This window comes from Streptomyces sp. NPDC058157, assembly GCF_042884105.1.
In the GTDB taxonomy this organism is placed as follows: domain Bacteria; phylum Actinomycetota; class Actinomycetes; order Streptomycetales; family Streptomycetaceae; genus Streptomyces.
Window position 1 is genome coordinate 1 of sequence record NZ_JBHVUQ010000146.1, and the last position, 19,686, is coordinate 19,686.

Below are 19,686 nucleotides of genomic sequence, written 5' to 3' on the forward strand. Positions count from 1 at the left end.
AGATTGAGCGCACGGGCGCGGAGCGCACGTACGGGGTCCGGGGCGGAGCCCCGAATCTTTCAGCCGCGCCGGCGATTGAGGCGCGGGCGCGGTAGCGCCGTGTCTGTAGCCGCGCCGGCGATTGAGGCGGAAACGGAGAAAGGGCGGGGCGGGGAGGGGCTCCGCGCAGCGGCTACGCGACCGGGAGGCCCGGGGCCGGGAACGCGGTCAGGAGGTCGGAGACCTCCGCGCGGATCGCGGCCAGGGCCGGCTCGTCACCCTTCGCGGCGGCGTCCACCGCGCGGGAGATCCAGTCGGCGACCACCGGCATGTGGTCGACCGACAGGCCGCGCGACGTCAGCGACGGCGTCCCGATCCGGATCCCCGACGGGTCGAACGGCTTGCGGGGGTCGAACGGGACGGTGTTGTAGTTGACCACGATGCCCGCCCGGTCCAGGGCCTTCGCCGCCACCTTCCCCGGCACGCCCCGCGAGGTCAGGTCCATCAGGATCAGGTGGTTGTCCGTGCCGCCCGAGACCAGGTCGAAGCCCCGCTCCAGCAGCGCCGCCGCCAGCGCCTTCGCGTTGGCGACGACCGCGTGCGCGTACGCCGTGAAGGACGGCTGGGCCGCCTCGTGCAGGGCGACCGCGATGCCCGCCGTCGTCTGGTTGTGCGGGCCGCCCTGGAGGCCGGGGAAGACCGCCTTGTCGATGGCCTTCGCGTGCTCCTCCTTGCACATCAGCATCGCGCCGCGCGGCCCGCGCAGGGTCTTGTGGGTGGTCGTGGAGACCACGTCCGCGTACGGGACCGGCGACGGGTGCGCCCCGCCCGCGATCAGGCCCGCGATGTGGGCGACGTCCGCGACCAGGATCGAGCCTGCCTCCGCCGCGATCGACGCGAACGCCTCGAAGTCGATCGTCCGGGGAAGGGCCGTGCCGCCGCAGAAGAGGATCTTCGGCCGCTCGGCGAGGGCCAGCTCGCGCACCGCGTCGTAGTCGATCAGGCCGTCCTCGGCCCGCACCCCGTACTGGACGCCCCGGAACCAGGAGCCCGTCGCCGAGACGCCCCAGCCGTGCGTGAGGTGCCCGCCCATCGGCAGGGCCATGCCCATCACCGTGTCGCCGGGCTTCGCGAAGGCCAGGTAGACGGCCAGGTTGGCCGGGGACCCGGAGTACGGCTGGACGTTCGCGTGGTCCACCCCGAACAGGCCCTTGGCCCGCTCGACGGCGAGGGCCTCGACGCGGTCGATGTTCTGCTGGCCCTCGTAGTAGCGGCGGCCCGGGTAGCCCTCGCTGTACTTGTTCTGCAGGACCGTCCCGGAGGCTTCGAGCACGGCCGCGGAGACGTAGTTCTCGCTGGGGATCAGCCGCAGGGTCTCCGCCTGGAGCGTCTCCTCGGCGGTGACGAGCGCGGCGAGGTCGGGGTCGGTGGCGAGCAGGGCGGGCTGGCGGTGCGCGGTCATCGCGGCTCCTCCGGGGTCGATGTCGTCTCTCGTCCCCGCGAGGCCCAGGCGAGCGGCCCTGTGTGCGGTCGTGCGCGCACGACTCCCCCGGAGTTGGTTCTCCGTACGCCAGTCGCCGTGCGTACCGAACACCTTAGCGGGCGCGGCGCCCCGGAGGTTTCCGCGTCCACGATCCGAGCGACGATACAAAGGACGCCACCCATGTCACCCGCGTCACCCGCAGCAGACGGACGATCGGAGACCCCGTGTCGAGAACAGCTGATGCCATCCGCTCCGCCGACGAGCACAGCGCGCACAACTACCATCCCCTCCCGGTCGTCGTCGCCTCGGCGGAGGGCGCGTGGATGACCGACGTGGAGGGGCGGCGCTACCTCGACATGCTCGCCGGGTACTCGGCGCTCAACTTCGGCCACGGCAACCGGCGTCTGATCGACGCGGCCAAGGCCCAGCTGGAGCGGGTCACCCTCACCTCCCGCGCCTTCCACCACGACCGCTTCGCCGAGTTCTGCACCGAACTCGCCGCCCTGTGCGGCAAGGAGATGGTGCTGCCCATGAACACGGGCGCGGAGGCGGTGGAGACGGCCGTCAAGACCGCCCGCAAGTGGGGCTACGAGGTCAAGGGCGTCCCGGACGGCCAGGCCAAGATCGTGGTCGCCGCGAACAACTTCCACGGCCGGACCACGACCATCGTGTCGTTCTCCACCGACCACGAGGCCCGCGACCACTACGGCCCCTACACCCCCGGCTTCGAGATCGTCCCGTACGGGGACCTCACCGCCCTCGACGCCGCCGTCACCGCCAACACCGTCGCCGTGCTGCTGGAGCCGATCCAGGGCGAGGCGGGCGTCCTCGTCCCGCCGCCCGGCTACCTGGCCGGGGTACGGGCGCTGACGCGCGAGCGGAACGTGCTGTTCATGGCGGACGAGATCCAGTCGGGCCTCGGCCGCACCGGGAAGACCTTCGCCTGCGAGCACGAGGACGTCGTCCCGGACCTGTACGTCCTGGGCAAGGCCCTCGGCGGCGGTGTCGTGCCGGTGTCCGCCGTGGTCGCCGACCGCGACGTGCTCGGGGTCTTCCGGCCCGGCGAACACGGCTCCACCTTCGGCGGGAACCCCCTTGCATGCGCCGTCGCCCTGGAGGTGATCGCGATGCTGCGCACCGGCGAGTACCAGCAGCGCGCCACCGAACTCGGCGACCACCTGCACCGGGAGCTGAACCTGCTGACCGGCGGCGGCGCGGTGACCGCCGTGCGCGGGCGCGGCCTGTGGGCGGGCGTGGACATCGACCCGGCGCGCGGCACGGGCCGGGAGGTCTCCGAGAAGCTGATGGCGCGCGGGGTCCTGGTGAAGGACACGCACGGGTCGACGATCCGGATCGCGCCGCCGCTGGTGATCTCGAAGGAAGACCTGGACTGGGGTCTGGAGCAGCTGCGGGCGGTCCTCGCCGGCGGCTGACGGGGGGGGTGGGGGGTGCCCTGCCGGGCACCCCCTGGAGGACCGGCTACAGGATCACGTGCGGCAGGAAGCGGGCGTACTCGTCCGTGACCGGGCCCGCCGACTCGCGGATGCCGAGTCCGGCCGCCTCCTCCTCGACCACCCAGGCGCCGAGGACGACGCGGTTGCCGTCGAAGTCGGGCAGCGGGGCCAGGGCCTGGAAGACGTACGTCTCCCCCTCGGCCGGGACGAACGGCTCGCCGTCCGGCTCGTGCAGGGTGACCCCGGCGCCCTCGCGGCCCAGCAGCGGCTTGGCGGCGTAACCGACGGCCTCGGCGAGCTCGCGCGGGCCGTCGAGGTAGGCGGGCAGCAGGTTCGGGTGCTCGGGGAAGAGTTCCCAGAGGATCGCCAGCAGCGCCTTGTTCGCGAGCAGCATCTTCCACAGCGGCTCGATCCAGGCGGTGGTGCCGGTGCCGCCGCCGTGGTCGTAGGTCCCGAGGACGTGCGGGCCGAACTCGTCCTCGACCAGCCACTCCCACGGATAGAGCTTGAAGCAGCCGCGGATGAAGCGGAGCTTGTCGTCCACGAACCGGTTCGAGAGGCTGTCCCAGCCGATGGTCTCCACGGACAGGGCGTGCGTCTCGATCCCGGCCTGCTCGGCGGTCTCCTGGAGGTAGGCGACCGTCATCAGGTCCTCGCCGAGCTCGTCGGTCTCGGAGTGCGCGAAGTGCAGCGGGCCGGGCGGCAGCAGCTCGGCCTGCCGGCGCCAGGCGTCGACGAGGCGTTCGTGCAGGGAGTTCCACTGGTCGGCACCCGGGAAGCGCTCCTCCATCCAGAACCACTGCGGGCTCGCCGCCTCCACCAGGGACGTGGGGGTGTCGGCGTTGTACTCCAGCAGCTTGGCGGGGCTGCCGGAGCCGTCGTAGCGCAGGTCGAAGCGGCCGTAGAGGGAGGGCTGCTCGGCGCGGCGCCGCCAGGACTCGGCGATGAGCGCGGCGACCTTCGGGTCGGTGATGCCGAGGTCGGCGAAGCGGTCGTGCTCCACGATGTGGGCGGCCGCCGCCAGGCACATGGCGTGCAGTTCCTCGACCACGTTCTCCAGCGCCTCGACCTCGGGGAGGGAGAAGGAGTAGTACGCGCTCTCGTCCCAGTAGGGGCGCAGGGAGTCGTCGGGGAAGCGGGTCAGGGGGTAGATCAGCCCCTGCTCCTCGACGGTCTTCTGCCAGTCGGGGCGGGGCTCGATGGTGTGGCGCTCCATGCTGGTCAGCCGCCGGAGGAGCTGGAGTGGCTGCCGCCGATGCCGCCGCGGGTGACGGCCGACTTGTCGAAGCTGCCGCCGGACACCTTGCCGTTGCTGACGGTGCCGCCGTAGTAGTACGCGCCGCGGCCGCCGCTCTTGCACTCCTTGGAGTTGAGGTGGTCCAGGGTGGACTTGGACGCGCAGCGCTTGTCGGGCTCACTGCTGCTGCCGCAGGCCACGAGGGTGGCGGCGAGCAGGCCCATGCCGCCGAGGGCGACCGCGCCGGAGCGCATGCGTCGTCGGGTGGTGTCGCTGGTGTCCATGGCGAGCACCTTAGATCGGCCGGACGGAGGGAGGGAATCCGGCCGTCGTCACACCCTTGTCACGACGGGAGCCCTAGAGTCGGGTTTCGTGCTGATCGGAATGGTTTGCGCGCTGGGCGCGGCGGTGTGTTTCGGTACGGCCTCGGTCCTCCAGGCGATGGCCGCACGGGCGGCGGCCCGGCCGGAGGCGACGGGCTCGGGGGTGGACGCAGCCCTGTTCCTGCGGGCGGTGCGGCAGTGGCGGTACGTGGCGGGGCTGGGGCTGGACGCGGTGGGCTTCGTGCTCCAGATCATCGCCCTGCGGCACGTCCCGATCTACGCGGTGGGCGCGGCGCTGGCGGCGAGCCTGGCGGTGACGGCCGTGGTCGCGGCGAAGCTGCTGGGGGTGCGGCTGTCGCGGCTGGAGTGGGGCGCGGTGGCCGTGGTGTGCGCGGGGCTGCTGATGATCGGGCTGGCCTCGGGTGAGGAGGGGCACGGGGTCGGCACGCTCGCGCTGAAGCTGGGCCTGCTGGGGGTGGCCGCTCTGGTGCTGCTGGTGGGCGCGGTGGCGGGCCGGCTGCCGGGGGGCTCTCGCTCCCTGGTGCTGGGCCTGGCGGCCGGGACGGGCTTCGGGGTGGTGGAGGTGGCCGTCCGCCTCATCGACACCGTGTCCCTGCGGGAGCTGCGGAACCCGGCGCTGTACGCGCTGCTGCTGGGCGGGGCGGCGGCCTTCCTGTTGCTCACCTCGGCGTTGGAGCGGGGCTCGGTCACGGCGGCCACGGCCGGGCTCGTGCTCGGTGAGACCGTCGGGCCGGCGCTGGTGGGCGTGGCCTGGCTCGGCGACCGCCCCCGCGAAGGCCTGGCCTGGCTGGCCGTGACGGGCTTCGCGGTGGCGGTCGCCGGAGCGTTGGCGCTGTCGCGGTTCGGGGAACCTAAGGAGTCCTGAGGGCTCCGAGGAAGGTGGCGAAGGCGGCTTCGCCGAAGGTCAGCACCGGGCCCGCGTCGCCCGCCTTGGAGTCCCGGACGGGGACGGTGCGGGGGAGGTTGAGGGCAACCTCGACACAGTTGCCGCCGTTGTTGCTGTAGGAGGACTTGCGCCAGCGCGGGGTCGTCGTCATGCGGCCTTGATACCCGCGACGAACGCCGCGAATGCCGCCGCCTGGAAGTTGAGCACCGGCCCGCCGGGGGTCTTGGAGTCCCGGACCGGGACGACGCCGGGGAGGTTGGTCGCCACTTCGACGCACTGGCCGCCGTGGTCGCTGTACGAGGACGTGAACCAGCGGGGGGATTCGGTCGAGGTCGTCACGGGGTGCCCTTTCGCAACGTGCTGATCATGGCCACGGAAGCCGCCTGGGACAGCGCCTCTGCCTGGAGCTGATGATAGGTCGTCAAAATTGGCACGACCGCAGCGCTTTCCCTTTCAAGGTAGCCCCGTTGGGCGGACTCGGCATACGACATAAGTGCGCGATCGGGCTGGGTGAGCACGGTCACCGGCAGGTTGAACGGCCTCCGCTCCCCCATATCGAACGGCGCGACCTGAAGCACGGTGTTCGGCAGCTCCGCGAACTCGATCAGGCGCGCCAACTGCGCGTCCATGACGGCGGAACCGCCGATGGGCCTGAGCAGGCAGCTCTCGTCGAGCACCACGAAGATCAGCGGCGCCAGGCGCCGCACCAGGGAGGACTGCCGGTCCGCCACCAGCGCGACCCGCTCGGCGGCCTGTTCAGGCGTGATCGCCCCACGCCGGACGTCCGATTCGGCAAGCACCGTTGCGTACTCCGGGGTCTGCAGCAGCCCCGGGACGACACCCACCTCGTACAGTCGGATCTCCGCCGCCCGCCCCTCGTACGCCACGAACTCCGGGAAGCCCTCCAGCAGGCTGCCGTGCCGCATCTCCCGCCACTCGCGCTCGAACACGTCTCCCGTTCCGAGCGCCCTGTCCGCACTTCGCGCGAACGGCAAGGTCGGCACTTTGCGGCCAGTTTCCACGCCCGAGATGTGGGTGCTCGAATACCCCATCCGCTCGCCCAGTTCGTCCTGCCGCCAACCGCGCGTGGCCCGCGAGCTGCGCAAGCGCGCACCGAAGGCGGCCTGCGGCGAGCTCTCCGGGTTCAGTTCCTTGATGTTCACAGGACTCCCATCAACTTCCTGTCCTCCCCTGGCACGTTGAATGCTTCCCTGCGAGCAGCCACGCTGAACCTGCCCAGTAGTTGAACGACTACGGAGAGGAGCGGCGGCATGTCCAGCCACCCTGCAAACGAATGGCGCCAGCGGTTCAGCAGCACACGGCGGGGCGCGCGTCTCGCCCGGCATCTGGCGGTGCTGGAACTGTGCCGGTGGGACTTCCCGCTCGGCGGGGACGAGTCCGACCGGGTGGCGCAGGTCGTGGCGGAGCTCGCGGCCAACGCCGTGACCCACGGCTCCGTGCCCGGGCGGGACTTCGAGCTCGGACTCAGGCGGCTCGACGGGGTGCTGCGGGTCGAGGTCTCCGACGCGGACGCGGGGCGGCGGCCCGAGCCGCGCCCGGACGGGGACGGCCACGGCTACGGGCTGCACATCGTCGAGGCGCTCGCCGACGCCTGGGGCGTCACCGGGCGGGTGGTCGGCAAGACGGTCTGGGCGGAGGTCGTCCCGCGGCGGCGGCCCGCTACGGGAGTGCGGCCGTGAGGGCCTCCAGGGTCGGGGTCCAGGCACTGTCGGGCGGGGTTCCGTAGCCCACCACCAGCGCCTCCCGCACCGGCATCTCCGTGTCCGGGTGCCGGTACCGCTCCAGCCCCTCCACCGCCAGGCCCTGCCAGGCCGCGGCCCGGACGACCTCGCGCTCCGTGCCGGGCGGGAGGTCCAGCACCGCGTGCAGCCCGGCCGCGATCCCGGAGACGGGGACCCGTCCGCCCAGCGCGGCCACCAGCTCGTCACGCCGGCGCCGGTAGCGCAACCGCATCGCCCGGACGTGGCGGTCGTAGGCGCCGGAGGTGATGAACTCGGCCAGCGTCAGCTGGTCCAGCGCGCTCGACGTCCACTCGGCCGGGCCCTTCGCCGCCATCACCTCGTCCAGCAGGGCCGGCGGGACCACCATCCAGCCGATCCGCAGCCCCGGGGCCAGGGACTTGCTGGCGGTGCCGAGGTAGACCACCCGGTCGGGGTCCAGGCCCTGGAGGGCGCCGACGGGCTGGCGGTCGTAGCGGAACTCCCCGTCGTAGTCGTCCTCCAGGATCAGCCCGCCGGTGGTGCGGGCCCAGTCCACCGCCGCCGCCCGGCGTTCGGCGGTGAGGGCCGCGCCGGTGGGGAACTGGTGCGCGGGGGTGAGGAGGACCGCGCCCACCCGGGGGCCGAGCGCGGCGAGGTCGGGGGTGCGGGCGCCGGAGTCGTCCACCCACAGGGGGCGGGTGCGCAGGCCGGCGTCGGTGAAGAGGTCGCGGTGCAGGTCGAGGCTGAGGCCCTCGACCGCCATCTCCCGCACCCGGCGGGCCCGCAGCACCTGGCCGAGGAGGCGGGCGGCGTGGACGAAGCCGGCGCACAGCACGATCCGGCCGGGGTCGGCGTACACCCCGCGGGCCCGCGCCAGGTACCCGGCGAGCGCCTCGCGGAGCTCGATGCGGCCGCGGGTGTCGGCGCCGTAGCCGAAGGCCTCGTTCGGGGCGTCGGTCAGGGCGCGGCGGGCCGCCGCCAGCCAGCCGGCGCGCGGGAAGGCGCCCACGTCCGGGGAGCCGGGCACCAGGCTGTAGGCGGGGCCGCGGCGGGCGGGGTGGCGGACCCGGGGCGCGGCTGGGGCGCGGCGCGGGCGGGCCCGTTCGGCCACGCGGGTGCCGGAGCCCTGGCGGGCGGTGAGCCAGCCCTCGGCGACGAGCTCGGCGTAGGCCTCGGCGACGGTGTTGCGGGCGATGCCGAGGTCGGCGGCGAAGGTGCGGGAGGAGGGCAGCCGGGTGCCGGGGGCGAGGCGGCCGCTGCGGGCGGCCTCGCGCAGGGACTCGGTGAGCGCGGCCCGCAGGCCGCGCTCACCGGCCGCGACCGAGGTGAGGTCCAGGTGCAGGTCGGCGCCGTAAGTGGCCCACGAGTCCGTCATGGATATGGACCATATAGGCGGGCCGTCCGGTTCGTACGGTGGATCCATGAGCAACGAAACGAAGACCACGGAACTGGCCGCCGAGCACACCCCCCGCATGCAGCTGTTCAAGCTCGCCCCCGAGGCGTACAAGGCCGCCGTCGCGCTGGACGCCGCCTCCCGCAAGGGTCTGGACCCGAGCGTCGCGGAACTGGTCAAGATCCGTGCGTCGCAGATCAACCACTGCGCGTTCTGCCTGGACATGCACACCAAGGACGCCCTCGCGGCGGGCGAGAGCGTCGAGCGGATCGTCCAGCTCAGTGCCTGGGAGGAGTCGAAGCACTTCTACACGGAGAAGGAGCTGGCGGCCATCGAGCTGACCGAGGCCGTCACCGTCCTGACGGACGGCTTCGTCCCCGACGAGGTGTACGAGAAGGCCGCCAAGCACTTCGAGGAGGCCGAGCTGGCCCAGCTGATCGCGGCCATCGCCATGATCAACGTGTGGAACCGGATCGCCGTCACCACCCGGATGGTCCCGGGCCACTACACCCCGGCCCCGGTCAAGCACTGACCTCCGTCCTCCCGGCCGCTCAGCCCGGCCGGAACGAGTCCAGGGCCGCCGTCAGGTTGGCCCTGGTCGTCGTGGCGTCGGTGGCCGGGCCGGCCGCGAGGAGGGCCCAGCGGCCGCCGTCCGGGGTGGCGACGATGCGCTCCATGCCGCGGCGGCGGCCGTGGGACTCGGCGCTGTCGTACTCGTAGACCAGCTCGCAGCCGGAGCCGTCCACGGGGGACATGGACACCTGCTGATAGGCGGGGGTGCCGCTGCTCAGCCGCTCGGAGGACATCCGCAGCAGCTCGCAGGAGCCGGTGGAGGCGGGCTCGCTGATCCGGAAGATCTGGAGCAGGGCGCTGCGGTCGCCGCCGGGCGGGCGGTAGAAGGCCCCGCCGCCCTGTTCGTCGTGGCTGGGCGCCCATCCGGCGGGGACGGCGACCGAGAAGCCGTCCTCGTTGTGCACCACGGTGAAGCCGGGGCGCGCGGAGGGGCTCGGGGAGCCGCTCGGGGTGGGGCTCGCGGACGACGGGCCGCCCGTGGAGGGCGTGCCGGGCCCCGGGGTGGCGGGGGCGGATGCCGAGGGGGCCGGCGGGCGGGCGTCGGCGGGCGGGGCGGTCTTGTCGCCGAGCAGCATCCACGCCGCGACGGCGGCTCCGCCGACGACGGCCGCCACCACCCCGACCAGCAGCGGCGTCCGCCACGGCGGGGCCGCCCCGTACTCCTGGTGCGGGGTCGCGGGCGGCAGCGGCGGCCACGCCTCGTAGCCGGGGGCGGTCGGCGGCGGCAGCGGCGGGAGCCCGGCTCCGGGGGTGGGCCCGGGGTTCCACCCCGCCTGGGCGGGCCGCTCGTACCACGCGGGCGCCGACCCCGGAGCGGCCCCGCCGACCTGCGTGAGGTCCTCGGAGCCGGGCGCGGGCGCGGGCGGCGCGGAGTACACCGGCCGGGCGGCCTGCGTGAGGTCCTCGGAGCCGGGCGCGGGCGCGGGCGGCGCGGAGTACTCCGGGGCAGCCGGGTACTCCGGCACGGCCAGGTACTCCGGCACGACCGGGTGGCCCGGGGCGGCCGGGGGCTCCGGCGCGGCCGGGGGCTGCGCGGGGCGTCCGTACTCGGCCGGCCACCCCGGACGCGCGGGAGCGCCCGCCCCGTCGCCGGGCGCCTGCTGCGGCTGTGCCGGTGCGTGCGGCTCCGGCCGGGCGGGCTGCACCGGCGCGGCCGACTGGCCCGTACCGGCCGGGGGCTCCGGCGCAGCCGGGTGGCCCGGGGCGGGCGGGGGCGAAGCCGCCGGCTCCGGCGGGGCAAGGTACTCCGGCTGGGTGGCGGGCTCCGGTTCGGTCGGGGCGGGCGGCTGCGGGCCCGGTTCCCAGCGCTGGGTGCGCGGGTTCCACCAGGTGTCGTCGGGCGAGGACACCGTTCAGCCCCCCAGCGAGCCGAGCAGCCCGGCCAGTGCCGTGGCCGCGCTCACCGTCTCCACCAGCGGGGCCCACCGTTCCAGCGCCGCGCGCAGCCGGCCGGCCACGCCCGGGCGGATCTCCCCCGCCCCTTCCAGCTCTGCGGCCGCGTCCTCCAGTTCCGCGTCGAGCTCGCCGCGCCCGCTGCTGCGCGGCACCCGCACCAGCTCGACGCGCAGGTCGTGCACGGCCCGCAGCAGTTCCTCGGGGGTGGGCGGCCGGCCGTCCGGGGCGGCGTTGTGGACGGTGTTGGTGTTGTTGCTGCCGCCGATGCTGAAGGCGGTGTTGCTGATGTTGCCGATGTGCACCGGGCGTTCTTCGTCGCCGTTACTTCCCACCGCTGCTCCCCTTGCCGCTCGTACCGCCCCCGGCGGTGTTGTGGTGGCCGGTGCCGCCGACGCTGAACGCGCTGTTGCTCACCGACTGGATGAACGTAGCCCCCTCGGCCACGTGGATGGCGCGCTGCGCGAACTCCGCGGTGTGCCAGCCCGCTTCGTGCAGGGCGACGGTCACCCCGCCGACGACGCGGTCCTGGATGGTCTTGAGGTACCGGTCGAGGTCCATAAGGTGGAACAGCGAGCCGTCGTCCATCGCGGCGAGCTCCCGCACCGACAGCTGCGGCCCCTCGGGCCGGGCGCCGCCGTGGCCGCCCGTGACGATCCGCCACCAGGTCGCGAGTCCCCGGAACAGGCCCGCCACGGCGCCCCAGAACGATCCGGGGGTGGCGGCGAGCGCCGCGACCGCCTTGCCGAGCCAGGTGTTGTTGAGGAAGCGCTGGGCGTCCGCGTCGGCCTTCTGGAAGGCGGTCCGTACGGGGAGCAGCACGTGCGGGGCCACTTCCAGCATCAGCATCCCGCCCTGCGTGTGGACCCGTACGAACACGGTGACGACGAGGTTCTCGTCCCAGCCGCCGACCCGGATGCGCAGGAAGTACCTGCGGGCCTCCCCGCCCTCCTCGACGGCTCCACGCCGGTGCGCGCCGAACTGGTCGCGCACCTGCCGGGCCCGGTCCCGGTGCGGCAGGCCCGCGGCCGGCATGAACACGCATTCGTCGACGACCAGCTCGCGCAGCCGGTCCAGTACGTCGGCCTGCGCCTGCGCCGAGCCGTGCGGGGACGGCACGCGCAGGTCCTGGAGCAGGGGCACGATGCGGGCCACGATGTCGGCGTTGGAGACGGGCCGCGGCTTGCGGTCGGGGCCGAGGTCGTCGCGGGGGCGCAGTTCGACGGAGAGCTGCCAGGGGCGGTATGCCTCCCCGGCCCCGGTGAACGGCCCGTTGATGTCGTACATGATCAGTGCCGAGTGCTGTTCGCCGCGGATCCGCTCGCGGACCCGGGCGAAACGGGCGCTCTGGGTGACGGGGTCGGAGGACAGGTCGGCGTACCGGCGCGGGTCGAGGTCGCGCGCGACGATCCGGGCGCCGTAGCCCCGCTGGAGGGCCACGAGGGCGACGATGGCCACAAAGACGAGCGGGGTCAGCCACAGGGTCAGGGGCACGGTGTCGTCGGAGCCGGTGTACCCGCGCGACCCGTACCCGCCGTATCCCCCGTATCCACTGGAGGAGTCGGAGAAGAGGGAGCTGAAGATGCTGCCCGTGCCGTCGGTCAGGATCGCCCAGAAGAGGAAGAGGATGAAGGCGAACGACAGCCAGGCGTAGGCCCTGACCACCATGGACAGGATCCGCAGCCCCACGCTCTGCCGGCGCCGGAGCCAGTTGGCGAGGCTCAGCAGCAGGAAGGGGAAGAGCAGCCCGGTGATCATCCCGCTGGTCAGCAGCCCGCCGACGAACCAGGCGCCGGCGATCCCGCCGGCCCAGGCCAGCTCGACGCGCCGGGCGCGGAGGGCGTGGGCCAGGACGCGGGTGGCGTCGAAGCCGTACGAGGGGGCGGCGATCCGCTCCTCGTGGACGTACAGCTCGTCGATCACCCGGTCGCGGTACGTGCCGTCGAGGTAGGTCCCCGCACAGAGGAGACGGCCGGCCTCGCTTATGGACGGGTGGACCGGTGGGCGGCCGTTGCGCGGGTCCGCAGGGACGCTGCTGCCGCTGCCGCCGGACTGAGGGGGAATCAGGTGGTCGGTCACCGGGCGACCTTATTGACCCCCTACATGAACCGACAGGCCAATTCACGCCAAAGCGCCCCGGTCAGGTTTGACCGGGGCGCAAGGGTGTTCGCAATGATCAGGCGAAGGAGTGAACCTCCTGATCAGCGCGGGTGGATCAGATCAGGCCGAGCTCGCGGACCGCGTCGCGCTCCTCGACGAGCTCCGCCACGGACGCGTCGATCCGCGCACGGGAGAACTCGTTGATGTCCAGGCCCTGGACGATCTCGTACTTGCCGTCCTTGGTGGTGACGGGGAAGGAGGAGATGATGCCCTCCGGGACGCCGTAGGAGCCGTCCGAGGGGATGCCCATGGAGGTCCAGTCGCCCGCGGCGGTGCCGTTGACCCACGTGTGGACGTGGTCGATGGCGGCGTTGGCGGCGGAGGCGGCCGAGGACGCGCCACGGGCGTCGATGATCGCGGCGCCGCGCTTGGCGACGGTCGGGATGAAGGTGTCGGCCAGCCACGCTTCGTCGTTGACGACCTCGGCGGCGTTCTTGCCGGCGATCTCCGCGTGGAAGATGTCCGGGTACTGGGTCGCCGAGTGGTTGCCCCAGATGGTGAGGCGCTTGATCTCGGTGAGGTCGGCGCCGGTGCGCTTCGCCAGCTGCGAGATCGCGCGGTTGTGGTCCAGGCGGGTCATCGCGGTGAAGCGCTCGGCCGGGACGTCCGGGGCGGCGGCCTGCGCGATGAGCGCGTTGGTGTTGGCCGGGTTGCCCACGACCAGGACCTTGATGTCGTCCGCGGCGTGGTCGTTGATGGCCTTGCCCTGCGGCTTGAAGATGCCGCCGTTGGCGGCGAGCAGGTCACCGCGCTCCATGCCCGCGGTACGCGGGCGGGCGCCCACGAGGAGGGCGACGTTGGCACCCTCGAAGCCCTTGTTCGGGTCGTCGAAGATGTCGATGCCCTTGAGCAGCGGGAAGGCGCAGTCGTCGAGCTCCATGGCGGTGCCCTCGGCGGCCTTCATGCCCTGCGGGATCTCCAGGAGGCGGAGCTTGACCGGCACGTCCGCGCCGAGCAGGTGGCCGGAGGCGATGCGGAAGAGCAGGGCGTAACCGATCTGGCCGGCAGCGCCGGTGACGGTGACATTCACGGGAGTGCGGGTCATGGCCTTCTCCGTTAGACAGCTGGCGGTGGGGCGTCCCCGCCCCGTGTGCTGGGTCCCAAGTACTGGGGAGGACGCCGCTTCCCTGTCCTGCGAATCTTGACGTGAAGAGACATCCGCCCGTCAGGCTATCCGACCCGAGGGCCCCCCAACCCCCCGGACCCTGTGGTCCACGGCACACGACCCCCGGGTTCGAAGGTACGGACGCGTGCACGACCTGTACTCCAGCCGGGAGGACCGCCCTTTCCAGGCCCCTTCGAGGGGCCGGGCGCGCCGCGCCGCGGGGCGTCCCGGCGGCGCGGCGGACGTCCCGTCAGCGGACGGTGAAGCGGACCGCGGTCTCCAGGAACGGCAGGTGCAGGGGCGCCTTCGGCTCCACCACCAGCGCCAGCAGCGTGATGGCCACGCCCAGCACCCCGTACGTGACCATGTCGGTGAACCGGGAGCGCACCGCGAGCATGCCCACCGACGGCAGGGCGCGCCGCAGCACCGAGGCCGCGATCAGGGCGACGCCGATGACGAGGCAGCCGATGCGGGGGTGGCCGAACGCCGTGGTCAGCAGCCCGACGGCGGTGGCGCCGAGGACGCTGAGCATCGGCCACTGCCGGGCGGGCGTGGACACGGCCCCGGGGATGGCCCGGCCGGCGCCCTCGGGGCGGGCGGTGTCCTGGGTGACGGAGGGGAACCGCCGGGACTTCGCCACCGCACGGTCGGCGGTGGCGGCGGCCGCCCCGCCCTCGGCGGAGGTACCGGCCCCGGTCGCGCCGGCACGGTCGGCCGCGCCGGTTCCGCCCGTGCCGCCGGAGCCGTTCGGGCCGCCGGTGCCGCCCGGGCCGCCGGTCGGGGCGGTGCCGTTCGTGTCGTGCTCAGCCCGCACTGCCGGCCCGCTCCGCCGCCTCGACCACGTTCACGAGCAACTGCGCCCGGGTCATCGGGCCGACACCGCCCGGGTTCGGGGAGATCCAGCCCGCCACCTCGGCGACGCCCGGGTGGACGTCACCGACGATCTTGCCGTTCTCGTCCCGGCTGACGCCGACGTCCAGGACAGCCGCGCCCGGCTTGACGTCCTCCGGCTTCACCAGGTGCGGGACGCCCGCCGCCGCGACGACGATGTCCGCCTGGCGCAGCAGCCCGGCGAGGTCGCGGGTGCCGGTGTGGCACAGGGTCACGGTGGCGTTCTCCGACTTGCGGGTGAGCAGCAGGCCGATGGAGCGGCCCACGGTGATGCCGCGGCCCAGGACGACCACGTGCGCGCCGTTGATCTCGACGCCGTGGTGGCGCAGGAGTTCGACGATCCCGTACGGGGTGCACGGCAGCGGGCCCTGCACGCCGAGCACGAGGCGGCCGAGCGAGGTCGGGTGCAGCCCGTCGGCGTCCTTGGCCGGATCCATCAGCTCCAGCACGCGGTTGGTGTCGATGCCCTTGGGGAGCGGGAGTTGGACGATGTAGCCGGTGCAGTCCGGGTCCTCGTTCAGCTCGCGCACGACCGCCTCGATCTCCTCCTGGGAGGCCGTGTCGGGCAGTTCGCGGCGGATGGAGGTGATGCCGACCTCCGCGCAGTCCTTGTGCTTGCCGTTGACGTACCAGCGGCTGCCCGGGTCGTCGCCGACGAGCAGGGTGCCGAGGCCGGGCGTGACGCCCCGCTCCTTCAGCGCCGCCACCCGGGCGGTCAGTTCGGATTTGATCGCGGCCGCGGTGGCCTTGCCGTCGAGAATCTGGGCGCTCATGAGGGCATCCTTCCGGATGGGGCGGCCCGGCTTCCACTCGGGCGGAGGCCGGAGTCTGCTCTTCATTGCACTTGCACAACAAGTCTGGCCCGGCTTCGCAACCGGCTGGACAAGCCCGGTGCGGGCCCACCACGATGACGGGCAGCAAGACGAACGCAAAAGAGTGCCGCGGGCAGTGCCGGGGGGCGTACCGCAGAAGCAAGTGTCCTCCAGCGTGCCGTGCGTCCCCGCACTTCACGGAGGAAACACCCAGATGAGCTTCGGCGACCCGAACAACCCCTACGGGCAGCAGCAGCCGCCGCAGGGCCAGCCCGGTTACGGCTACCCGCAGCAGGCCCCCCAGGGCGTCCCGCCGCAGGGCCAGCCCGGCTACGGCTACCCGCAGCAGCCGCCGCAGCAGCCGTACGGCGTTCCTCCCCAGGCGCCCGGCACGCTCCAGGCCAACAACGGCTACATCAACGTCGCGGGCCTCGGCACCGTCCAGGTCGCCACGATGGGCCGCCGCTTCGGCGCCCGTCTGATCGACGGTCTGATCATCGGTGTCCTGTACTTCATCCTGAGCTCCGTGGTGTTCGCGGGCGCCTTCAGCGCCGCCAGCGACATCAAGGACTGCACGGGCATCGACCCGACGTCGCCCGCGTACAGCACCTGCCTCAACGAGGCGTCGGCCCAGGCCGGCCAGGCCGCGGGCGGCATCTTCGCGGCCTTCTTCGGCGGAATGCTGATCCTCGGTCTCGCCACCCTGCTCTACGAATGGCTGATGATCGCCTTCGTGGGCGCCACCGTCGGCAAGCTGGCCCTCGGCCTGAAGGTCGTCAAGGAGAACACGGGCCAGGTCCCGGGCATCGGCGGCGGCTTCATCCGCTGGATCATCCCCATGGTCGGCGCCTTCCTCTGCGGCATCGGCCAGCTCCTGGTCTACCTCTCCCCCTTCTTCGACAACTCGGGCAAGCTCCAGGGCTGGCACGACCGCGCCGCGGGCACGATCGTCGTCAAGAAGTAGCCAGCGGACACCGCTCGCACGCGGCGAAGGCCGCCACCCGCACCAGCGGGTGGCGGCCTTCGCCGTATCGGTGTCGTCCCGGTATCAGTGGAAGAAGTGGCGCGTACCGGTGAAGTACATGGTCACGCCCGCCTTCTGCGCGGCCTCGACGACCTGCTCGTCACGGACCGACCCGCCCGGCTGGACGACGGCCTTGATACCGGCGGCGGTCAGGATCTCCAGCCCGTCCGGGAACGGGAAGAACGCGTCCGACGCCGCGTACGAGCCCTGCGCGCGCTCCGCGCCCGCCCGCTCGACGGCCAGCTTCGCGGAGTCGACCCGGTTGACCTGGCCCATGCCGACGCCGACCGAGGCGCCGTCCTTGGCCAGCAGGATCGCGTTGGACTTGACGGCGCGGCAGGCCTTCCAGGCGAAGGCGAGGTCGGCGAGCTCCTCGGTGGAGAGGGCGTCGCCGGTGGCCAGGGTCCAGTTCGCCGGGTCGTCGCCCTCGGCCTGGAAGACGTCCGAGTGCTGGAGCAGCACGCCGCCGCTGATCGGCTTGAGGTCACCCGGCTGGTGCGGGGTGCCGTCCACCTTCAGGACGCGGATGTTCTTCTTCTTGGCCAGGACCTCCAGCGCGCCGTCCTCGTACGCCGGGGCGGCGATGACCTCGGTGAAGATCTCCGCGACCTGCTCGGCGAGCTCGACGGTCACCGGGCGGTTGACGGCGATGACGCCGCCGAACGCCGACAGCGGGTCGCAGGCGTGCGCCTTGCGGTGCGCCTCGGCGACGTCCGCGCCGACGGCGATGCCGCACGGGTTGGCGTGCTTGATGATCGCGACGCAGGGGCCCTCGTGGTCGTAGGCGGCACGGCGGGCGGCCTCGGTGTCCACGTAGTTGTTGAAGGACATCTCCTTGCCGTGCAGCTGCTCGGCGTTGGCGAGCCCGCCCGGCTGGCCGTCGGTGTAGAGGGCGGCGGCCTGGTGCGGGTTCTCGCCGTAACGCAGCGTCGACTTGCGCTCCCACGCGCCGGCCAGGAACTCGGGCAGCGCGCCCTCCTCGGCCTCGGCCTCCGGGGCGTACGCGTTCGTGAACCAGGACGCCACGGCCACGTCGTACGCGGCGGTGTGCTGGAAGGCCTCGGCGGCGAGCCGCTTGCGGGCCGTGAGGTCGAAACCGCCGCCCTGGGCGGCCGCGAGGACGTCGGCGTAGCGGGCCGGGCTGGTGACGACGGCGACCGAGGGGTGGTTCTTGGCGGCGGCGCGGACCATGGACGGGCCGCCGATGTCGATCTGCTCGACGCACTCGTCCGGGGTGGCGCCGGAGGCGACGGTCTCCCGGAACGGGTACAGGTTGACGATCACCAGGTCGAACGGCTCCACGCCCAGCTCGGCGAGCTGGCGCTGGTGGTCCTCCAGGCGCAGGTCGGCGAGGATGCCGGCGTGCACGCGCGGGTGGAGGGTCTTGACCCGGCCGTCGAGGCACTCGGGGAAGCCGGTCAGCTCCTCGACCTTGGTGACGGGCACACCGGCCGCGGCGATCTTCGAGGCGGTGGAGCCGGTCGAGACGAGCGAGACGCCCGCCTCGTGCAGGCCGCGGGCCAGGTCTTCCAGTCCCGTCTTGTCGTAGACACTGACGAGCGCACGGCGGATCGGTCGCTGGGTCGCAGCCGTCGTCGTTTCGTTGGCGGTCACTGGATTGTTACCTTTCGTCCCTCAATGCGGTAGCCGTGCCGGGCCAGGCGCCCCACGACGTCGACGAGCAGCTGACGCTCGACTTCCTTGATGCGCTCATGGAGCGCGGCTTCGTCCTCCCCGTCCAGGACCTCCACGACACCCTGGGCGATGATCGGGCCGGTGTCGACGCCGCTGTCCACGAAGTGGACCGTGCAGCCGGTGACCTTCGCCCCGTACGCGAGGGCGTCCCGTACCCCGTGCGCGCCGGGGAAGGCCGGGAGGAGGGCGGGGTGGGTGTTGACGAACCGGCCGCCGAAGCGGTCGATGAAGTTCTTGCCGACGATCTTCATGAACCCTGCGGAGACCACGAGGTCCGGCGCGTACGCGTCGGTGGCCTCGGTGAGGGCGGCGTCCCACTCCTCACGGCTCCCGTAGGCCTTGACCGGGCACACGAAGGTCGGGATCCCGGCCTTCTCGGCCCGTTCGAGACCGGCGATGTTCTCGCGGTCGGCCCCGACGGCGACGACCTCGGCACCGAAACCCTCGGCTCCGCCGGGGTGGGCGTCGATGGCGTCGAGCAGGGCCTGGAGGTTGGTGCCGGAGCCGGAAACCAGCACGACCAGGCGGGAGGCGGCCATGGGAGGCCCTTTCTCACAGGATTTGCGACGTCGGTCTTGTGTGGTCATACGAAACTTCGGGGTACCGATATACGGGGAACCATACGAAGCCACCGACCGCCTGCAACGATACCGGCACACGGGACCGCCCCCGAGGGACGGGGGGACGGGCGGGCGGTAGCGTCTGGCGTACACGCCGCACGACCCGGCGCACGCCGGGTCCACGACGTCCACGACACCGTCCACGCCACAGGGGAAGTAAGCCACTAGATGCCGGACCGCCGTCAGCCCGACCCCTCCACCGACGACAACCCCTTCGCGGCGCCCCCGGAGGGCCGGCCCGACCAGCCGTGGCAGCCCCGGCAGCCGCAGCGCCCGCGCGACGGCGGCGGCCCGTCCGGCCCGAAGCCCGGCGGTGGCGGCCAGGAGCCCGGGGGGCCGGCGCGGTGGGACCCGATGGACCCGGTCCAGCGGCGGGCGCGGTACGCGATGCTCGCGGGGATGTGGGGGTTCTTCTTCGGGATCTTCGGGATCCCGTCGGTGGGGCTGCTGCTGGGCGCCCTCGCCATGTACTGGGGGATCAGCGCGCTGCGGGGCCGCCCCGCGACCCCGGCCGACCCCGCGAAGGGCACCCCGGCCCGCCCGGGCGGCCTCGCCGCCCTCGGCCCGGCGGCCCGGCCGCAGCGGGCGGCGGCGGTCAGCGGCATGGTGTCGGCGACGCTGGCGCTGCTGCTGGCGGGGGCCTCGTACGGGCTGCAGCTGGCGTACAAGGACTTCTACGTCTGCCGCGACGACGCGCTGACGCAGACAGCGGAACTCCAGTGCAACACCCTCCTCCCGGACAACATGATCGGCAACGTCCTGAAGGTCCAACGCTGACCCCTCCCACCACCGCCGCGCGGGGCCACCTCCCCGCCCCACCCTTCGCCCGTTCCACCGGAGGCTGCGCCCCGGACCCCTGTGGGGGCTCCGCCCCCACGCCCCCGCGCCTCAAACGCCGCGCGGGCTGGGATGTGCGC

21 protein-coding genes and 1 riboswitch are annotated in these 19,686 nt (G+C 73.0%); of the genes, 6 read left to right on the forward strand and 15 right to left on the reverse strand.

Features of this window, described 5'->3' with window-relative positions:
• Positions 1 to 172: 172 nt before the first annotated feature.
• Entirely contained in the window at positions 173 to 1,441 is a 1,269-nt protein-coding gene (gene glyA, locus ACFVXK_RS28240) for a serine hydroxymethyltransferase (protein WP_389616652.1), read from the reverse strand.
• 35 nt (positions 1,442 to 1,476) lie between these two features.
• A riboswitch (ZMP/ZTP riboswitch) is annotated at positions 1,477 to 1,567 on the reverse strand.
• Between the two features lie 119 nt (positions 1,568 to 1,686).
• On the opposite strand from glyA, the gene rocD reads away from it, so the two are divergent.
• On the forward strand, positions 1,687 to 2,895 hold the full coding sequence (rocD, locus tag ACFVXK_RS28245) for an ornithine--oxo-acid transaminase (RefSeq protein WP_389616655.1): 1,209 nt from the start codon (positions 1,687 to 1,689) through the stop codon (positions 2,893 to 2,895).
• 46 nt (positions 2,896 to 2,941) lie between these two features.
• On the opposite strand, the gene ACFVXK_RS28250 is transcribed toward rocD, so the two are convergent.
• Together ACFVXK_RS28250 and ACFVXK_RS28255 are read right to left on the reverse strand one after the other, a co-directional pair.
• Complete coding sequence (locus ACFVXK_RS28250) at positions 2,942 to 4,132, reverse strand: glutathionylspermidine synthase family protein (RefSeq protein WP_389616658.1); 1,191 nt, start codon at positions 4,130 to 4,132, stop codon at positions 2,942 to 2,944.
• A gap of 5 nt (positions 4,133 to 4,137) precedes the next feature.
• Entirely contained in the window at positions 4,138 to 4,437 is a 300-nt protein-coding gene (locus ACFVXK_RS28255) for a hypothetical protein (RefSeq protein ID WP_358893533.1), read from the reverse strand.
• A gap of 100 nt (positions 4,438 to 4,537) precedes the next feature.
• Here ACFVXK_RS28255 and ACFVXK_RS28260 point away from each other — a divergent pair, with 100 nt between their 5' ends.
• Positions 4,538 to 5,362: a hypothetical protein gene (locus tag ACFVXK_RS28260; protein ID WP_389616709.1), complete on the forward strand. Its 825-nt coding sequence runs from the start codon at positions 4,538 to 4,540 to the stop codon at positions 5,360 to 5,362.
• Here ACFVXK_RS28260 and ACFVXK_RS28265 read toward each other — a convergent pair.
• The 3 genes from ACFVXK_RS28265 to ACFVXK_RS28275 are packed head-to-tail and all read right to left on the reverse strand — an operon-like array spanning position 5,349 to position 6,546.
• Positions 5,349 to 5,534: a DUF397 domain-containing protein gene (locus ACFVXK_RS28265; RefSeq protein WP_389616661.1), complete on the reverse strand. Its 186-nt coding sequence runs from the start codon at positions 5,532 to 5,534 to the stop codon at positions 5,349 to 5,351. The two genes, ACFVXK_RS28260 and ACFVXK_RS28265, sit on opposite strands and share 14 nt — an antisense overlap.
• Positions 5,531 to 5,722 (reverse strand): DUF397 domain-containing protein, encoded by a 192-nt coding sequence (locus ACFVXK_RS28270; protein WP_389616663.1) that lies wholly within the window; start codon positions 5,720 to 5,722, stop codon positions 5,531 to 5,533. Before ACFVXK_RS28270 ends, ACFVXK_RS28265 begins: the two co-directional genes overlap by 4 nt.
• Positions 5,719 to 6,546 (reverse strand): helix-turn-helix domain-containing protein, encoded by an 828-nt coding sequence (locus ACFVXK_RS28275; protein ID WP_389616666.1) that lies wholly within the window; start codon positions 6,544 to 6,546, stop codon positions 5,719 to 5,721. The genes ACFVXK_RS28270 and ACFVXK_RS28275 overlap by 4 nt, the downstream gene beginning before the upstream one ends.
• A gap of 108 nt (positions 6,547 to 6,654) precedes the next feature.
• Between ACFVXK_RS28275 and ACFVXK_RS28280 the strand changes: the two genes are divergently transcribed.
• The gene (locus ACFVXK_RS28280) at positions 6,655 to 7,083 is read left to right on the forward strand and encodes an ATP-binding protein (RefSeq protein ID WP_389616669.1); all 429 of its coding nucleotides are present in this window, start codon (positions 6,655 to 6,657) and stop codon (positions 7,081 to 7,083) included.
• Here ACFVXK_RS28280 and ACFVXK_RS28285 read toward each other — a convergent pair.
• Complete coding sequence (locus ACFVXK_RS28285; RefSeq protein WP_389616672.1) at positions 7,064 to 8,479, reverse strand: PLP-dependent aminotransferase family protein; 1,416 nt, start codon at positions 8,477 to 8,479, stop codon at positions 7,064 to 7,066. The two genes, ACFVXK_RS28280 and ACFVXK_RS28285, sit on opposite strands and share 20 nt — an antisense overlap.
• 46 nt (positions 8,480 to 8,525) lie before the next feature.
• On the opposite strand from ACFVXK_RS28285, the gene ACFVXK_RS28290 reads away from it, so the two are divergent.
• Positions 8,526 to 9,029, forward strand: coding sequence for a carboxymuconolactone decarboxylase family protein (locus ACFVXK_RS28290; RefSeq protein ID WP_389616675.1), 504 nt, complete (start codon positions 8,526 to 8,528; stop codon positions 9,027 to 9,029).
• Positions 9,030 to 9,048: 19 nt separating this feature from the next.
• Here ACFVXK_RS28290 and ACFVXK_RS28295 read toward each other — a convergent pair whose 3' ends face one another.
• The 6 genes from ACFVXK_RS28295 to ACFVXK_RS28320 all read right to left on the reverse strand — a co-directional run bounded on the left by ACFVXK_RS28295 (position 9,049) and on the right by ACFVXK_RS28320 (position 15,391).
• Entirely contained in the window at positions 9,049 to 10,419 is a 1,371-nt protein-coding gene (locus ACFVXK_RS28295; RefSeq protein ID WP_389616679.1) for a hypothetical protein, read from the reverse strand.
• A gap of 3 nt (positions 10,420 to 10,422) precedes the next feature.
• Positions 10,423 to 10,797 (reverse strand): hypothetical protein, encoded by a 375-nt coding sequence (locus ACFVXK_RS28300; protein WP_389616682.1) that lies wholly within the window; start codon positions 10,795 to 10,797, stop codon positions 10,423 to 10,425.
• Positions 10,787 to 12,541 carry a hypothetical protein gene (locus tag ACFVXK_RS28305; RefSeq protein ID WP_389616685.1) on the reverse strand — a complete coding sequence of 585 codons (1,755 nt, stop codon included), beginning with the start codon at positions 12,539 to 12,541 and terminating at the stop codon, positions 10,787 to 10,789. The genes ACFVXK_RS28300 and ACFVXK_RS28305 overlap by 11 nt, the downstream gene beginning before the upstream one ends.
• 136 nt (positions 12,542 to 12,677) lie before the next feature.
• On the reverse strand, positions 12,678 to 13,667 hold the full coding sequence (locus tag ACFVXK_RS28310) for a malate dehydrogenase (RefSeq protein WP_389616688.1): 990 nt from the start codon (positions 13,665 to 13,667) through the stop codon (positions 12,678 to 12,680).
• Between the two features lie 310 nt (positions 13,668 to 13,977).
• Positions 13,978 to 14,541 (reverse strand): DUF3017 domain-containing protein, encoded by a 564-nt coding sequence (locus tag ACFVXK_RS28315; RefSeq protein WP_389616691.1) that lies wholly within the window; start codon positions 14,539 to 14,541, stop codon positions 13,978 to 13,980.
• Positions 14,531 to 15,391, reverse strand: coding sequence for a bifunctional methylenetetrahydrofolate dehydrogenase/methenyltetrahydrofolate cyclohydrolase (locus ACFVXK_RS28320; RefSeq protein WP_389616694.1), 861 nt, complete (start codon positions 15,389 to 15,391; stop codon positions 14,531 to 14,533). Before ACFVXK_RS28320 ends, ACFVXK_RS28315 begins: the two co-directional genes overlap by 11 nt.
• Positions 15,392 to 15,644: 253 nt before the next feature.
• Here ACFVXK_RS28320 and ACFVXK_RS28325 point away from each other — a divergent pair, with 253 nt between their 5' ends.
• On the forward strand, positions 15,645 to 16,394 hold the full coding sequence (locus ACFVXK_RS28325) for an RDD family protein (protein ID WP_389616697.1): 750 nt from the start codon (positions 15,645 to 15,647) through the stop codon (positions 16,392 to 16,394).
• A gap of 84 nt (positions 16,395 to 16,478) precedes the next feature.
• On the opposite strand, the gene purH is transcribed toward ACFVXK_RS28325, so the two are convergent.
• The gene (gene purH / locus ACFVXK_RS28330; RefSeq protein ID WP_389616700.1) at positions 16,479 to 18,068 is read right to left on the reverse strand and encodes a bifunctional phosphoribosylaminoimidazolecarboxamide formyltransferase/IMP cyclohydrolase; all 1,590 of its coding nucleotides are present in this window, start codon (positions 18,066 to 18,068) and stop codon (positions 16,479 to 16,481) included.
• On the reverse strand, positions 18,065 to 18,688 hold the full coding sequence (gene purN / locus ACFVXK_RS28335) for a phosphoribosylglycinamide formyltransferase (protein WP_389616703.1): 624 nt from the start codon (positions 18,686 to 18,688) through the stop codon (positions 18,065 to 18,067). The genes purH and purN overlap by 4 nt, the downstream gene beginning before the upstream one ends.
• Positions 18,689 to 18,937: 249 nt before the next feature.
• Between purN and ACFVXK_RS28340 the strand changes: the two genes are divergently transcribed.
• Positions 18,938 to 19,546 carry a hypothetical protein gene (locus ACFVXK_RS28340; RefSeq protein ID WP_389616706.1) on the forward strand — a complete coding sequence of 203 codons (609 nt, stop codon included), beginning with the start codon at positions 18,938 to 18,940 and terminating at the stop codon, positions 19,544 to 19,546.
• Positions 19,547 to 19,686 lie beyond the last annotated feature (140 nt).

Bases quoted from the DNA above. Each gene is read 5' to 3' on its own strand.
- glyA (WP_389616652.1), bottom strand. From the start codon at position 1,441: ATGACCGCGCACCGCCAGCCCGCCCTGCTCGCCACCGACCCCGACCTC.
- ACFVXK_RS28250 (WP_389616658.1), bottom strand. From the start codon at position 4,132: ATGGAGCGCCACACCATCGAGCCCCGCCCCGACTGGCAGAAGACCGTC.
- ACFVXK_RS28255 (WP_358893533.1), bottom strand. From the start codon at position 4,437: ATGGACACCAGCGACACCACCCGACGACGCATGCGCTCCGGCGCGGTC.
- ACFVXK_RS28260 (WP_389616709.1), top strand. From the start codon at position 4,538: ATGGTTTGCGCGCTGGGCGCGGCGGTGTGTTTCGGTACGGCCTCGGTC.
- ACFVXK_RS28265 (WP_389616661.1), bottom strand. From the start codon at position 5,534: ATGACGACGACCCCGCGCTGGCGCAAGTCCTCCTACAGCAACAACGGC.
- ACFVXK_RS28280 (WP_389616669.1), top strand. From the start codon at position 6,655: ATGTCCAGCCACCCTGCAAACGAATGGCGCCAGCGGTTCAGCAGCACA.
- ACFVXK_RS28285 (WP_389616672.1), bottom strand. From the start codon at position 8,479: ATGACGGACTCGTGGGCCACTTACGGCGCCGACCTGCACCTGGACCTC.
- ACFVXK_RS28290 (WP_389616675.1), top strand. From the start codon at position 8,526: ATGAGCAACGAAACGAAGACCACGGAACTGGCCGCCGAGCACACCCCC.
- ACFVXK_RS28310 (WP_389616688.1), bottom strand. From the start codon at position 13,667: ATGACCCGCACTCCCGTGAATGTCACCGTCACCGGCGCTGCCGGCCAG.
- ACFVXK_RS28320 (WP_389616694.1), bottom strand. From the start codon at position 15,391: ATGAGCGCCCAGATTCTCGACGGCAAGGCCACCGCGGCCGCGATCAAA.
- ACFVXK_RS28325 (WP_389616697.1), top strand. From the start codon at position 15,645: ATGAGCTTCGGCGACCCGAACAACCCCTACGGGCAGCAGCAGCCGCCG.
- purN (WP_389616703.1), bottom strand. From the start codon at position 18,688: ATGGCCGCCTCCCGCCTGGTCGTGCTGGTTTCCGGCTCCGGCACCAAC.
- ACFVXK_RS28340 (WP_389616706.1), top strand. From the start codon at position 18,938: ATGCCGGACCGCCGTCAGCCCGACCCCTCCACCGACGACAACCCCTTC.